General features: G+C 36.1%; 13 protein-coding genes. All 13 read left to right on the top strand.

Annotation, left to right across the window (positions count from 1 at the left end):
- The first annotated feature begins 334 nt into the window (after positions 1–334).
- The 13 genes from K5X82_08585 to K5X82_08525 all read left to right on the top strand — a co-directional run bounded on the left by K5X82_08585 (position 335) and on the right by K5X82_08525 (position 15,616).
- On the top strand, positions 335–628 hold the full coding sequence (locus K5X82_08585; GenBank protein QZT38939.1) for a hypothetical protein: 294 nt from the start codon (positions 335–337) through the stop codon (positions 626–628).
- Between the two features lie 498 nt (positions 629–1,126).
- Positions 1,127–2,662 carry a hypothetical protein gene (locus K5X82_08580; GenBank protein ID QZT38938.1) on the top strand — a complete coding sequence of 512 codons (1,536 nt, stop codon included), beginning with the start codon at positions 1,127–1,129 and terminating at the stop codon, positions 2,660–2,662.
- Between the two features lie 362 nt (positions 2,663–3,024).
- Positions 3,025–3,933: an endonuclease/exonuclease/phosphatase family protein gene (locus K5X82_08575; GenBank protein ID QZT38937.1), complete on the top strand. Its 909-nt coding sequence runs from the start codon at positions 3,025–3,027 to the stop codon at positions 3,931–3,933.
- A gap of 289 nt (positions 3,934–4,222) precedes the next feature.
- Positions 4,223–4,981: a 5'/3'-nucleotidase SurE gene (surE, locus tag K5X82_08570; GenBank protein ID QZT38936.1), complete on the top strand. Its 759-nt coding sequence runs from the start codon at positions 4,223–4,225 to the stop codon at positions 4,979–4,981.
- Positions 4,981–5,316 carry a hypothetical protein gene (locus K5X82_08565; GenBank protein QZT38935.1) on the top strand — a complete coding sequence of 112 codons (336 nt, stop codon included), beginning with the start codon at positions 4,981–4,983 and terminating at the stop codon, positions 5,314–5,316. The genes surE and K5X82_08565 overlap by 1 nt, the downstream gene beginning before the upstream one ends.
- A 20-nt stretch (positions 5,317–5,336) precedes the next feature.
- A complete protein-coding gene (gene lpxB, locus K5X82_08560) occupies positions 5,337–6,461 on the top strand; it encodes a lipid-A-disaccharide synthase (GenBank protein ID QZT38934.1) in 1,125 nt (374 codons plus the stop codon).
- Between the two features lie 18 nt (positions 6,462–6,479).
- Positions 6,480–8,891 carry a gliding motility-associated ABC transporter substrate-binding protein GldG gene (gldG, locus tag K5X82_08555; GenBank protein QZT38933.1) on the top strand — a complete coding sequence of 804 codons (2,412 nt, stop codon included), beginning with the start codon at positions 6,480–6,482 and terminating at the stop codon, positions 8,889–8,891.
- A gap of 280 nt (positions 8,892–9,171) precedes the next feature.
- Positions 9,172–10,299 carry a DNA polymerase III subunit beta gene (dnaN, locus tag K5X82_08550; GenBank protein ID QZT38932.1) on the top strand — a complete coding sequence of 376 codons (1,128 nt, stop codon included), beginning with the start codon at positions 9,172–9,174 and terminating at the stop codon, positions 10,297–10,299.
- A 142-nt stretch (positions 10,300–10,441) separates the two neighbouring features.
- Entirely contained in the window at positions 10,442–11,248 is an 807-nt protein-coding gene (locus K5X82_08545; GenBank protein QZT38931.1) for a 3'-5' exonuclease, read from the top strand.
- Positions 11,249–11,252: 4 nt separating this feature from the next.
- Positions 11,253–11,864, top strand: a complete 612-nt coding sequence (locus K5X82_08540) for a fumarylacetoacetate hydrolase family protein (GenBank protein ID QZT38930.1) — start codon at positions 11,253–11,255, stop codon at positions 11,862–11,864.
- Between the two features lie 342 nt (positions 11,865–12,206).
- On the top strand, positions 12,207–13,805 hold the full coding sequence (locus K5X82_08535) for a DUF4836 family protein (protein QZT38929.1): 1,599 nt from the start codon (positions 12,207–12,209) through the stop codon (positions 13,803–13,805).
- Positions 13,802–14,425, top strand: a complete 624-nt coding sequence (locus K5X82_08530) for an ATP-binding cassette domain-containing protein (protein ID QZT38928.1) — start codon at positions 13,802–13,804, stop codon at positions 14,423–14,425. Before K5X82_08535 ends, K5X82_08530 begins: the two co-directional genes overlap by 4 nt.
- A 3-nt stretch (positions 14,426–14,428) precedes the next feature.
- Entirely contained in the window at positions 14,429–15,616 is a 1,188-nt protein-coding gene (locus tag K5X82_08525; protein QZT38927.1) for a hypothetical protein, read from the top strand.
- Positions 15,617–15,768 lie beyond the last annotated feature (152 nt).

Raw genomic sequence — 15,768 nt, 5'->3', positions numbered from 1 at the left:
GTGAGGTATAACCTGAAGGAAGCCGTATGCAAAACTCTGATCCGAGGTATACGAATCTCATTAGGCGGTATATAACTGGATAAGCTTGCCAAACAAAGTGAAGTCCGAATTCTACACGGAGTTTATACCGTAGATGTGGCGGATAGATGGAGTGAAAGTTAATTTCCTTACCATGGGAGGTCTCACAGATGGATACAGTGTATTTTTTTTCCTGTCCATTCACAAAAAGTTAACTGTGAGAAGTCAGCCGAGGTCATAGTACTGTATCCACTTTACAGGAAGGACTGAATCTTAAATTGTTCATAATACAGACTGTTACCTAATGAAGGGATCAATGCAGAAAATATCGGAAGATAGCTACTTGAGTGAAGGTAGAGCGGAACTCGATAATAACTCAAGAGCGCACACTTTCAATGGGATAACTGAAGCCATTATGAAAACGACCATTACAACAGATAATTTATTAGAACGAGTCCTAGAATCAGATAACCTAAATAAGGCTTATTTACAGGTTTATCGAAATAAAGGGAGTCATGGAGTTGATGAGATGCAGGTGGAATCCTTAAAAGATTATCTCAGATTTCATCGAAAAGTTTTAATAACAGAACTACGAAAAGGTAAGTGTTAACCCGATGGCGAATTATCATTATTTCATGCGGCATATTTGATCGGAGTTTTGAAGAGCAAAGCGTATGAATATGCTAATACGAGGAAAAAGTATTGGCGCATTTCATTTCAAAGAGTCCAATTCTACAAACGACTATAACGAATAAGAATTTGGAGAAGGCAGGCTATATTACGCTAAGTGATTATTATCAGAAAGTAAAGTCGTGATTTAGGGAGTCGCCGTATACGAGACCCGTACGTACGGTGGTGTGGGAGGTGTACTGGAAGATTAAATATCTTCCAGCCATCTACCCGATTGAAAGAGGTGTAGACGTGTCTCAAAAAATATAGAGTCAAATGATACTCCACTAACATATGTATTACCGTTTAAAGAAAGTTTAATTGTTGCGCAAGTCAAATGTTGTGATGTAAAACATATCTTATTATATCTAAATATTTATTTATGTTTAATATCATTGTACTTTAATTAATTTAAATAATTAACTAACGAAACAATTAGATGAAAGTATTTAAACACGTAAAATTAATGTTAGTTTTAGGGGGAATTATCTTATTTAATTCATGTTCTGATAATTTAAATGAAGCCAGTTTGCATGAGTTGTCTACCATGTCTTCAGTTGTAAGCCCTGTCATTGATGTCTCAACAGTGGCCGAAGTGAATAATGCTGTAATGACACTTTCTTCAGGGCAGACTCTTTCATTGGCTCCAGGTGAGTATAAAGACCTACAACTTGTTGTGACAAATTCAGGAACAGCAGATAATCCAATCGTAATTAAGTCTTCGTTAATAGGGCAGGCTGCTATTACAGGAAACTGTAAAGTAGAGTTGAAAGGAGAACATATTATTTTAGAAGGTTTTCTTTTTAGAGATGGTGCTCGTCTGAATGGTGAGTGGTCGTCTCACGGTCCTGGGCTAATTGCAATTTATGGTAGTCACAATAGAGTTACACAATGTGTAATCGATAATTTTAACGATGTAACCTCAGCTTACCTTACAACGTCATTAGCAGCAGATGGATCTGTTCCACAGTATTGTCGTATTGACCACTGTTCGTTTATGAACAAAACAACTAATGATCAGGTTGTAAATCTTAACAACACAGCCAAGAAGAGTACTGTCGGTGATCCAGGAATCCCAATGTATCATAGGTTAGATCACTGTTACTTCTATAATCCGTTTAAGAAGAGTGGAAATGCTGGTGGGGGAGTCCGTATTGGCTATTGGAGAAAAGATTATGGTCGTTGCCTTGTGGATTCAAACTTATTTGTTGCACAAAATTCAGAACCTGAAATCATCACTAGTAAGTCAATGGAGAATGTGATTTATGGAAACACTTTTAATAACTGTGAAGGAACAATGAACTTCCGTCATGGGGACCACCAAGTGATGATTCATAACTTCTTTATTAGTTATGACAGCTCAAAAGATTGTGGAGGTGCATTTATTTGGGGTAGTGGACATCTTATTGCAGGTAACTATTTTCAATTAGCTAAGACGATGAAGTCAAGAGGTTATGCAGCATTGTATCTAAATTCAGGAGCAAAAGCTTCTGAGCATGCTTTAGCTTATGATATGACTATTGCAAATAATTATTTTGCAAATAACAATGGCTATGCAGTCGAACTACAGGGGCTAAAAGATCGTCGTGTGCTATGGTGTGCGGATAATGGGTTAACCTATGAAGATCCATATGACCTAAGGTTTACAGGGAATGTTTTTGCGAATAAAAGCTTTAGCTATGATTTCTTCCATACGGATACTTCTACAGGAAGTATTGGAACTTTTAATAACGATCGTTTTACTGGAGCTAACTTAGGAATAACTGAAAGAACAGGTATGGATCAAACACCGTTTACAGTAGCGAAAGATCCTACCACTGGATATTATTCACTTCCTACTGGATATGCTCCTTCTACTGTATCCTACCCGAATATTACAGGTATTGATCTAGATTTATCACTACTTGCTTCTCAAGGAATCGTGAGTCGTCCTGTAAAACAATCTGATACAGGTGCATCATGGTATAGTAAGTAAAATATACTATAAAATTGAATCATAATTTCAGTACTCATATGCCTTTTGCATCTTTAGATCATAAGCATATGAGTATTTTATTTATTATCACTTCCATAATCGTATTTAAAGTATCATGTTTTTGCTTTTTATGTATTGGTATAGAAGTCCCCACACCTATCGTTTTTTTATTCTCTTTTCAATAATGTAATTTCTTGTGATTTTAAGTTAGTTAGAGTGTTGCTTGTTGTTTTGTTTTATACTTTTATACTCAGCAATTGGTTCTTTCTATTTGTGATTATATGAATTGCAAAGAATAATTGCGAAATAAACTAAACACACATATGGATATAATTATATCCGAATTTTAAAATTAAGTTGATATGATGAGATTAAGTTATTTAATTCTGCTGACATTAACGATTGCAATGTTCTCTTCTTGTAATACAAAAACTTCGTCAGAGGATCATTCATTTAAGGTAATGACATGGAACATATGGCACGGTGGGGTTCATGGGACTAAATTGAATAAATTTAAAAAAGACCGATCTAATACGATCAATATTCAGAAAGTTTTAGAACAAAATGAAGCTGATGTGCTCTTTATGCAAGAGACATATTGTTGTGGAATGGAGATTGCTAAAAAAGCTGGTTATGTCTACTCTTCAAGAGGAAATAGTAATCTATCAATCCATTCTAAATTTCCTATTGTAGAAGAGGTAAAGTATCTAAAAGGCAGAAACTCTCAAGGTGTGGTGGTGAAGATTCAAGGCAAGAGGGTATTATGTGTTAACATTTGGCTTAATTGGCTTCCCGATTATCTGACTTATGTTGATACACTTAGTGTTGACTCTATTATTGCTGGAGAGCATAGTACAAGAGCAAAAGAGATGAGCGATATTCTTGCACGAATTGATAGTGTTAATATGAGATTAAAACTTCCTGTTGTAATGGGAGGTGATTTTAACTCTAGCTCCCATCTTGATTGGAATGAAAAAAACAAACAGTGGCATTTTAATAAGATATTAAAATGGCCTACAAGTATCATGACAATGGAAAAAGGATTCAAGGACTCATATCGTACGATATATCCTACTCCAAATGTTAAAGAGGAAATTACTTGGGGATTTCATGGTGAAGCTGGGTATGTAATGTCTGATAGGATTGACTTTATCTATTACACTCCTTCAATGCTTGATGTTCTATCATCAATGATTGTTAAAGATGATCCAAAGGGAGCTTTTTTTAGTTCAGATCATCGTGCCATCTTATCCTCTTTTAGATTTAAATAATGTAACAGACTGACTGAGACTGGTGTAACGTATATGTTTCTCTTCTGGGAGTAGTGTGTGCGGTTAAAAATAGAAGAAGGAGAGAATAGGATCAGATCCTTTCTTTCCTTCTTCTATTTTATGTTTGGCCAACACTATTAAACCAAGTAAAAACAAAACAAACTTTTAGTTCTTTTGTTAAGGTAAGATTCTATTGTACAAAATAATTATCTAGTTTTTTTAATCAAGGAAAAGGAATCTACTATCTTTGTCTAAATGGAGAGATGATTTCTCATTAAAATAGCAAGTTATGGAAAAACCATTAATACTGATCACGAATGATGATGGGGTGGATGCCAAGGGGATCCAATGCCTTACGAATTTTGTTCAAGACTTAGCGGATGTCATCGTGGTGGCACCAAATGGTCCTCGAAGTGGACAATCTTCTGCTATTACTGTGGATCGACCTTTACGTTTGCGAGTGGAGGCAGAAGAAGAAGGATTAACGGTCTATAGTTGTTCAGGAACACCTGTTGATTGTGTGAAGTTGGCACTAAATAAGGTGATGGATCGTTATCCCGATTTAGTATTGAGTGGCATCAATCATGGGCTTAATACATCGGTCTCTGTGATCTACTCTGGAACGATGGGTGGAGCGATGGAAGGAGCTATTCATGGTATCCCTTCGATTGGCTTTTCTTTAGATAATTATAGTAAAGATGCAGATTTTGAGTTGATGCGTCCAGTCGTTCGTACTATGGTTAACAATGTTCTTTCGCAAGGACTTCCTGCAGGTGTTTGTTTAAATGTAAATGCACCAAATGGAGAGATAAAAGGTATTGAAGTGTGCCGACAAGCTAGGGGGAAATGGAGTGAGGAGTTCGAAACGAGAGTTGATCCTCATAATCGAGAATACTACTGGTTGTCTGGCTATTTTGATAATGCAGAAGTGCATGCACAAGATACTGATGAACATTTGATTAAAAGAGGCTATGTATCTGTTGTTCCTACTTCAGTAGATACAACAGATTATACGATGCTTGATGAGTTGAAAAATTGGAATTTATAATGAATAGAATAAGCAATAAAAAAGTGCAACAAGAGACGTTCATAAACTCTATATCTACAGGGTTTATTACAGGATTGCTAGTGCCCGCAATCTTCTTCTTTATGACCTATTTCACAAAATATTCAGAGATTGCATTTCCTGAATATATTAAAATAGCGATGGAAAAAGGTGCGATGGTGTATCTATTGTCTATCTCTGCATTTCCCAATTTGATTATTTTCTTTCTAGCGAACCAGTTCAATAAGAATCTATTTCAACAAGGATTGGTGCGTGTGAGTATTGTTTGGATTGTAATCATATTTGCATTAAAAGGGTATTTCTGGATGACCTTGTAATAATTAAATTAGAATAAAACATGAAATACTTTATTATTGCAGGAGAAGCTTCAGGAGACCTTCATGGTGCAAATCTTATGCGTGGAATTAAAGCATCTGATGCACAAGCATCCTTTCGGTTTTTTGGTGGTGAAGAGATGTCGGCTGTATCTGATGGATTGATCAAGCACTATAAGAAGATGGCCTTTATGGGTTTTAAGAGTGTATTGATGAACCTTGGAGAGATCAAACGTAACTTTAAATTGGCCGAGGCTGAGATACAATCATTTGATCCTGATGTGGTGATATTTATTGATTATCCTGGGTTTAATTTGCGGGTGGCAAAAATAGCGAAGTCATTAGGTTATAAGACTTTTTATTATATCTCTCCTAAGATATGGGCTTGGAAAGAGGGGCGTGTAAAACAGATTAAACAGCATGTGGATAAGATGTTTACAATTTTGCCTTTTGAAACAGAATTCTATAAAAAGCATAACTATCCTGTAACTTTTGTTGGTAATCCAACGGTGGATGAACTTCTATATCAGAAACAGTGGGATCGAACTACAGCTTCTTTTTGTAAGGATAATGGGTTAGATGATCGACCTATTATAGCACTTCTTGCAGGAAGTCGAAAACAAGAGATTCAACGTTTGCTTCCAATTATGGCTAAAGTGTCTGATCATTTTAAAGCATTTCAATTTGTTGTAGGTGGCGCACCATCTATATCAAAAGAGCTTTATGATCAATGTAGAGACGGGGCAGATATTACAGTGGTTTATGGTCAGACACACGAGCTTTTGAAACATGCACATTCCGCAGTGGTAGCTTCCGGTACAGCAGCTTTAGAAGCGGGTGTGATTGGTACACCACAGGTGGTCTGTTATAAAGTGGAATGGGGACGATTTGCTTCACTATTGCGTAAATTGTTTTTAAAAATACCATATTTTTCTTTGGTCAACCTTATCCTAGGACGCGAGGCTGTGAAAGAGATCTTTCAAGAAAAATGTACGGTTGATAATGTACGTAAGGAACTGGAACTATTAATTTATGATAAAAAATATCGTAACAATATAGAAGAGAGTTATCAAGAGATGTTGAATATGTTAGATGGAGAGAATGCGGGAGAAAGAGCCGCAAAAGCCATTATTAAAAATCTATCATAAAAAAGGAGAAAGGACCCTATGTTGCCAATTTTTCGTCGAGAGATACAATCATTTTTTAGCTCTTTATCGGGCTATCTAGTGATCTCAATTTTTCTTTTTGCCACTTCTATCCTTTTATGGGTTTTTCCGTCGGAGTATAATCTGTTGTCCACAGGATATGCTAATTTGGATGGGCTATTTGATTTAGGTCCTTGGGTGTTACTCTTTTTAGCACCAGCGATTACCATGAAGATGTTTGCAGAAGAGCGAAGGCAGAGAACATTGGAATTGTTGTTAACACGTCCAGTATCACGATTTCAAGTGGTATTAGGTAAATTTCTTGCTGCGTGCTTTTTGGTTTTCCTTGCAATGGTTCCTACGTTAATCTACTACTTTACGGTGTATTATTTAGGAGATCCTATTGGTTGCATTGATAGTGGGGCTGTTGGGGGATCGTATTTAGGGATGTTTCTTTTGGCAACAGTCTATTTAGCTGTCGGGATCTTTTGTTCTGTTATCACCGAAAGTCAAGTGATCTCTTTTCTTTTGGCAGTGGTCATCAATATGTTTTTATATAATGCTTTCGGGGTTGGATCACAACTTTATCCGATGAGTCAATTTTGGGGTGGTGTAGCATCGCTTGGTTTAGATGAACACTATCACTCTATTGCAAGAGGTGTTGTTTTAGCCAAGGACATTATATATTTCTTAGTCATGGTGGCTTTCTTCATTTGTGCTGCTACGATGAGTTTATCATGGAATGCTATTCATAGGGATCAGAAGCGCAAAAGCATTGTATTAAACACTGTTTTTACTGCACTATTATTGTGGGGAGGTACTTTTGTTGATTTTCAATTGGATCTCACTGAAGAAGGTCGATATTCATTATCTGATGTGTCAGAAGAAGTTATTTCTGATGTTGATTTTCCCATTCAAGTAGATCTATATTTAGCAGGAGAGATGCCTGCAAAGTTTCGTGTGTTTCAAGAGAATATTACACAGAAAATAAGTGTTTTAGATTCTTATAGCTCATCTCCTATTCATTATGATCTAATTGATCCCTATAAAGAAGTGGATCCCAATAAGAGGCAAAAATATTTCACTTATCTATCTCAGAAAGGCCTTACTCCTACTGATATAAGAATAAAGAAGTCTGAAGGAACAACAACACAACTTCTTTTTCCTGCAATGGTTGTTAAGGGAAATGGGAAGGAGATTGTTGTTAATCTTTTGAAACGGAATAGCCTATTCTCGTCAGATCAAAATCTGAATAATTCTACGGAATTGTTGGAGTATGAAATGGTTCGTGCGATCTATAAATTGAAGCAGAAGAGACGAGATCGTATTGCTTTCTTGACTGATGGAAACCCATTAGATCCTAAAGAGACTTTTATTCTTCGTAAAGAGCTTTCCGAAGATTTTGATTTTGTCGATTTATCAGCAGAGGGATTACGAGCACAACAGAGCGATATAGCTGCCGTTATCATAGCTGATCCGAAAAAAGATTTGAGTGAGAGGACTAAATTTATTGTGGATCAATATGTAATGAATGGAGGACGTTTGGCTGTATTTATTGATCCTATATCGGTGAGTTTAGATAGTCTAGAACATGGCATGACTACGATTGCGATTGGGCGTGAGTTCAGTTTAAGAGACCAACTTTTTCAGTATGGAGTTCGAATAAACTCTGATCTCGTGCAAGATGTCGATTGTATGCGACTTCCTGTGAATACCGCATTACCTGGTCAGAAGCCTAAATATACCCCTGCACCGTGGTACTTCTCTCCACTGTTAATGCCAAATCAGAGCCATCCAATTGGAAAAGGTTTAGACCGTGTGAAGAGTGATTTTGTGAGTTCAATTACACCAACCAAGAGGCATGAAGGGGTCTCAATCACTCCTGTATTAACGACATCACCCTATGCCCTTTTAACTAATACTCCATTGGAAATATCTTTGGCGCTAATCAATCAAGCTCCAAAGCGTGAGCTGTTTAACAAGAGCCGCGTTCCAGTAGGTGTGGTGATGGAAGGGAGTTTTCATTCCTCGTTTGAACATCGTATGCCAAAAGCGTTTGGTTTTGATTCATCCACTAAAGTGAAGGGTAGAAGCGAGAAGACTAAAATGCTTGTTGTGGCTGATGGTCGTATTTTATCGAATGAAGTGAAGGTGGTTAAAGGCAGACCACGATATGCGCCTATGGGATATGATCGTTTCTCTAAACAGACATTTGGTAATAAAGAGTTTGTTACAAATGCTTTGAGGTATTTGACTGATAGGGCTGGGATCTCATCGTTGTCAGGACGTGTTTTAAAGATGAGACTCTTGGACAAGGTCAAGCTACAATCACATCGCTTTATGATACAGTTTTTAAATGTGCTTCTTCCACAACTGTTTTTAATTATAGTAGGAACAGCTTTTTATTTTGTGCGAAGATCTAGATACCGTTGATATGAGCGATGGGACTGTGAGATAAAAAGATGGTCGGATTAAAACTTTTATTCTTTACTTTCTTTCTTCATTACGATTAGAGAATAATGTGACGAGAACAAAAATATTCGATCAATTCGAACTTATTTAGGGATAAGTTTGTATATTCGTACAGAGTAGATTGTTTTTTATTTATGATATAAAGAATCTGCTAAGCATTTGATTCTTAAAAAATAATCAACATCGAGGATGCCTTTGTGGTAGATCGATAGGGAGTAGATAATGATTAAAAAGAGATAATATGAAGTTTGTTGTTTCAAGTACGGAACTATTGAAGCATTTAAATGCGATAAGTAAAGTGATTAGTAATAAAAACACTTTGCCTATTTTGGATAATTTCTTATTCCATTTATCCGAGAACAAAATTACGATTACTGCTTCGGATCTAGAAACAACTTTGATCAGTTCTGTAATTCCGGAACGTGTCGAAGGGGAAGGGTACATTGCGATTCCTTCAAAGATCTTGACAGATACGTTAAAAGAGTTTGCGGAGCAGCCTTTGACTTTTCAAGTGGATTTAGAAACTTGTGCTATTGAGATTCTTTCAGAGACTGGAAAATTCTCTATCGTAGGGCAAGATGGACAAGATTATCCTGAGTTGCCACAGTTGCAAGAGTCGCAGCGTTTAGTTCAGATCGGACATGATGTATTGCTTCAAGGTATCGAAAAAACGATCTATGCTACGGCTGATGATGAGTTAAGACCTGTGATGAATGGTATTTTTGTGGAATTTTCAACAAACAATGTAAACTTTGTTGCTACAGATGCACACAAATTGGTACGTTATCAACGTAAAGATATTTCATGTGATTTTGAAGCATCGTTTGTTCTTCCGAAGAAACCTGCCTCTTTATTGAAAGCGATTCTTCCTAAAGAGGAGTTCGATGTGACCATGAAATTTGATGATTATAATGCCGTTTTCGCAATGACCGACTACTATATGGTTTGTCGTTTGGTTGAGGGTAAGTATCCTCCATATAATTCAGTTATACCAAAGAACAATCCTAATATTGTTACTGTGGACCGCCTTGATTTTTACAACACATTGAAGCGTGTTTCTGTATTTGCAAACCAAGCTAGTAACTTAGTGAAGTTGGATATACGTAAATCAGAGATGGTCATTTCAGCACAAGATGTGGATTATGCTATTTCAGGAGTGGAGCGTGTTGCTTGTAACAATGAAGGGGCAGAGATTGAGATCGGATTCAAGTCTACCTTCTTGTTAGAGATATTGAATAATATCAATGCACCAGAGATACGTTTAGAATTGTGTGATCCTTCTCGTGCAGGACTTATTCTACCTAGTGCGGATGAGTTTGAGCATGAAAATATATTGACATTATTGATGCCAATGATGGTGGGTGTTTAACACTATCATTGCAGAAACAAATAATAATTCGAACTAATGGAGACAAAGCTCACTATTAGTTCGTTTTTGTATGTAAGCCCAATTTATTTGAAGTGGTGTTATAAATGAATATTCTTCCATATTATTCCAATATAAGTATCGTATGAATTTAAATTTAAAGAATCCTATTGTCTTTCTTGATTTGGAGACTACAGGTATAGATATAGTAAATGATCGCATTATTGAGTTTGCTTTTTTGAAGATCCATGTGGATGGACGAGAAGAGGAGTTTGAGATGCGTATTAACCCAGAGATGAAAATCTCTAAAGAAGCAATTAGAGTACATCATATCACTGATGAAGATGTCGCAAATTGCCCTACTTTCAAAGAGAAAGCAAAAGATATTGCACGTTTTATCGAGGGATGTGATCTGGCTGGTTTTAATTCAAACCGTTTTGATATCCCACTACTTTCAGAAGAGTTCCTACGAGCGGGAGTGGACATTGATATGAGAAAACGTAAGTTTGTTGATGTACAAACTATTTTCCATAAAATGGAAAAGCGTACTCTTGCTGCGGCATATAAGATGTATTGCAATGAGAGTTTGGAAAATGCTCATGCTGCCATGGCTGATACTCGTGCTACTTTTGAAGTACTGAAAGCACAACTTGATCGTTATGAGGAGACTGAAGTCGAAGAAAATGGTAAGAGTTTTGTACCTGTAAAGAATGATATTAAGGCATTGTCAGAGTTCTCTTGTTATGATCGCAATGTAGACTTTGCAGGTCGTATTGTTTACAATGAAGATGATGTGCCAGTATTTAATTTTGGAAAGAATAAAGGTCGTCCAGTAACAGAGGTGTTAGAAGAGCAACCTGGCTACTATGGCTGGATGATTGGTGGTGATTTTCCTCTATACACCAAGAAGGTGTTGACACAGATTCGTTTGGGTGAAAAAATGAAGAAATAGTGAGATGAAGATAATTTGTATTGGAAGAAATTATGCGAAACATATTGCAGAGTTAAAGAATGACGTTCCTCAAGAACCAGTATTCTTTTTAAAACCTGATTCTGCAATTTTACAAAAAAATAAGCCATTCTACATTCCAGATTTTACGAATGAAGTTCACTATGAAGTGGAGGTTCTTTTTCGTATAGGTAGGCTAGGGAAGAATATTTCCACCAAATTTGCTCCACGCTATTATGCTGAGGTTGGTTTGGGAATTGACTTTACTGCAAGAGATATACAACAAGATCTGAAGCAAAAAGGTTTGCCATGGGAGAAGGCCAAAGCATTTGATTCTTCGGCAGTATTAGGAGCATTCCTGCCAATAGAACAGTTTGAAGATATAAATAGTATTCCTTTCTCACTGTATAAAAATGGAGAGGTTGTACAAGAAGGTAATACTAAGGATATGATATTTAATATCGATCAGTTAGTGGCACATACCTCAAAGTATATGACATTAAAAATTGGTGATATTATCTTTTCTGGAACTCCAGAAGGAGTTGGAAAAGTAGAGATCGGAGATCGTTTACAAGGATATATTGGTGAACAGATAATGTTCGATTTTATGGTCAAGTAGATCATCTCATGATTCATTTTTTTTAAAAAAGGACTAGTACTCATTGTGCTAGTCCTTTTTTATTATAACAAATCAGATATTGTAGATGTAAAATATTATTTATTCTGCACATAGAGTGCATGGTTATATATTTTCTTTGTGAAACTATCATCTATGGTGTAGAGAATGTTGATAGCTGTAAAATGTTTTTGTCACAAATAATTGTTGAAGATTATTATAATTGAGTAATTTTAACAACTCATTGTTATGTTGATTAGTGTTAAGTCTTCTCGAGACGAGAGGTTTGATCTGAATGTAATCAATATAGTGTGTGTGTTTATAAATAAACTATAAGTATCTACTATGAAAAATCGATTTTCAGTGAACCGAATACTGATGTGTTTGGCTTTGGTTGTATCTTTATTTGCTACTTCTTGTTCTACGGGTCCAAACCCTACGGATGTAATCCCTTCTACAGCCGCATTTGTTGCATCCGTTGATATTACTTCATTGGCTAGAAAAGGAGAACTTCAAGATTTGAAGTCAATGAACTGTTATAAGATGATTGAATCTGGTGTAGAGCAACAACCAGAGGAGGTTAGAGAGTTCCTTAACCTTATTTTGAAAGACCCTACTGTCACAGGTATATCATTCAAAGATAATATCTATGGATATATGGTGAATAAAGATGTTGATGCACAATATTTTAATGTGGCCATGGTGCTTGGTGATGCAGAGAAGTTTACTCAGTTTATGTCGAAGACGATTGAGATGGAAGGTGCAACTTTTCAGATGGAGACTGAGGGGGGCTTTAAAAGAATTAAACTTAGGCATAATGGTGTATTAATATGGGATAACCAATATTTGGTTCTTTCGATAGCATCTAACTATCCATCAAGAAAAGGTTTATTGGAAAGTGCAACAGCATTATTCTCTTTACAGCAGACAGAACGTATTACTGCTCTTGAAAGTTATAATACTTTATCAGGAGATGATAAAGATATGAATTATTGGATGTCTGCTGATCTACTAATTGATTATGTTGCATCAAATAATAGAATGATGTCTCCAATGATGGAACCCTTCAAAGGTTGTGCCGGAATGGTTCATGTTGACTTTAAAGATGGAGAGATCGTCTCAGATTCAAAGGTTTACCTTACTGAGGCAGTAAAAGAGAAATATGTCTCTTCTAAGAAGATGAAATTCAACACGGAACTTTACGATTATTTTCCAAAGAATAATGTAGCAATTATAGCAAGTGCTATTGACAAGGATATGATTAAGAAGCGTCTTGAAGAAGAGAAAGACGTTGATCAGATGGATAAAATGTTCCAAAAACAGGCTGGAGTAGATATTCAGACTGCTTTAGCTACACTTGGAAATTCAATGATGATCTCTTTCTCTGATTTGCAGATCACAGAAGGAAGATATGGTAGATCAAACTATATTCCAGAGCTTAATTTGGCTGTGGCATTAAATAAAGATCAAGAGAATAAATGGATTCTTGATCTTTTGGCAAAAGCAACTCGTTATGATCAAGATGGGTATTTTGTATTAAAAGTTACAAATGATATTAATGCATATTTTGCTATTACAGATGAACTGTTTTATGTGACAAATAATCAAAAGAATGTGCGTACAACTGTAGGTTTATCGACACCTGAAGAGACTTTCGCTTCTTCTGAAATAGCATCTCGTTTTGAGGATACTATGGCATTTATATATTTGGACCTAGAGTATGACCACCTTCCTAAGTCTATTAAAAAGATGGCTTTAGAAGCTTTTACTACATCACAAATGTCTTTCGTGGATGGTGAGTATGCATTATTAGAAGATATGCAAATGAGATCAACATCACCTACTACTGGGAGTTATACCATTCATTTCAAAAATAAAGAGGAGAATAGCTTCAAACAAATTATTAATTTAGTCGACAATAATTTTGTTAACTTTATGAGATGATTATAACGTTAGATCAAGTAAAACCCATATATATGTCAGAACAGGAGATCTCCTGTTCTGACATTTATATGAATAGACATTTAGTTTTCAATACGGAAGAGAAGGTGCTAATTAAGGCACAGTCTGGAAGAGGTAAGAGTTCATTACTGAATTTCATATATGGAATAAAAAGTAGTTTTGACGGAGAGATAATGGTCAATGGTCATAGTGTTCGGAAAGAGGTGCAAAGCAATTATATATCTTATGTATTTCAAGACTTAAAGCTCTTTGAAGCATTAACTGTTAAGGAGAATATTTTACTTAAGAATGACCTCACAAAACATAAGAGAGATGCAGAGATAGAGCAGATGTTATCTCAATTAGGACTGTCTGAGAAGAGAGATGAACCTGTAAAACATCTCTCTATTGGACAACAACAACGTGTTGCTATCATTCGTGCCTTATGTCAACCATTTCAGTTTCTCTTTTTGGATGAGCCTTTCAGTCACTTAGATCAACATAATGTGAAGGTTGCGGTAGACTTAATAAACAGAGAGTTGACATCACAAAAGGCAGGACTTCTTTTAACGACACTTGATCCATGTGATGCGTTTGAATATGATAAGACACTACAATTGTAAGATATGCTAAAGAAACTTCAACGAAAGACCCTATCCGTTGCTCAATTAGTGTGGTATAGTTTGACACTATTGGTGGGAGCCACTTTGACATTACTTATCTTCCAATTGTCAATAGATATCGGGCCTATATTCAAACAAGAAGCTGGAGTATTGTCTAAGCAAGCTGTTGTGATTAGTAAGAAGATATCTCTATTTCAAACTTTGGATAAAGATCGTATCTATTTTAGCCCTGAAGAGGTGCAATCGATAAGCCAAGAGTCGTTTGTGAAGAGTGTTGCTCGTTTTCGTAGTGCTTCATTCAAGGTAAGAGGGTATACTGACGCTTCGGCCAATATCCCTGCTTTTTATACCGAGCTGTTTTTTGAGAGTGTACCGGATTCTTGTTTGGACATACACGTAGAAGAGTGGAAAAGCTCCAAACGAACAGATTTTATTCCTGTGATTATTCCTGAATCTTATATCAAACTCTATAACTTTGGTTTTGCCGAAAGTCAAGGTTTACCTGTATTATCTAAAGGGATGATTTCACAATTCCCCTTTCATATCACCGTATCTGGTAATGGTATACAGCACACTTATGATAGTCGTATTGTGGGCTTTTCAAATAAAATTAATTCGATCTTGGTTCCTGATCATTTCCTAAAGAAGGCGAATGAGATATATGGCAAAACAGTTGCTACAAGAGTAAGTAGACTATTGGTAACTTTTCATGACCCTTCGGATAGTGCCATATTGGCCTACTTTAATGATAAGAGTTACTCAATTAATCAAGAAGGTCTACGCGCAGGTAAATGGAAGTTGATGATAACTATTGCCTTAGGAATCATGATGTCTATAGGGGTAATTATTACAGCGATGTCTCTCTTCTTAATACTGTTAAGTGTCCATTTGATCATCCAGAAGAATAGAACATTGATACTTAACTTATTTAGTATTGGATATAGGCAAGAGCATATCGCACGATTCTATCGCTGGACGATCTCTTTGATCACCACTATTACACTACTACTATCTTGGGGAATATCTGTCTATGTAAGGGGAGTATATGTTGATCGTTTTGCAACATATTTCAGGATAGAGAATAGTGTCTCTCATCTCTGGGTTCTTGTCTTAATATTATGGGGGATAGTTCTGTTGATTTACAACTTATTATTGACAAGACAGATTAAAGGTGTATTGAAATCATTATAGCGTAGGAGATATCTTTTTTCTGTCTACAGATGAGTTTTTAGTCGTTTTAAGCCATTAATTCCCGATTCACGTAGTAGTTGTTGTTTGAGTGGAGAATATGCCCTTAAAAGAGATGTATGAACGAAAGATATATGTAAAGCAAAACGTGGATC

This window comes from Prolixibacteraceae bacterium (assembly GCA_019856515.1).
In the GTDB taxonomy this organism is placed as follows: domain Bacteria; phylum Bacteroidota; class Bacteroidia; order Bacteroidales; family Prolixibacteraceae; genus Halosquirtibacter; species Halosquirtibacter xylanolyticus.
Note: the sequence above shows the minus strand (reverse complement) of the source record. Positions and strands in the feature narration are given on the sequence as shown.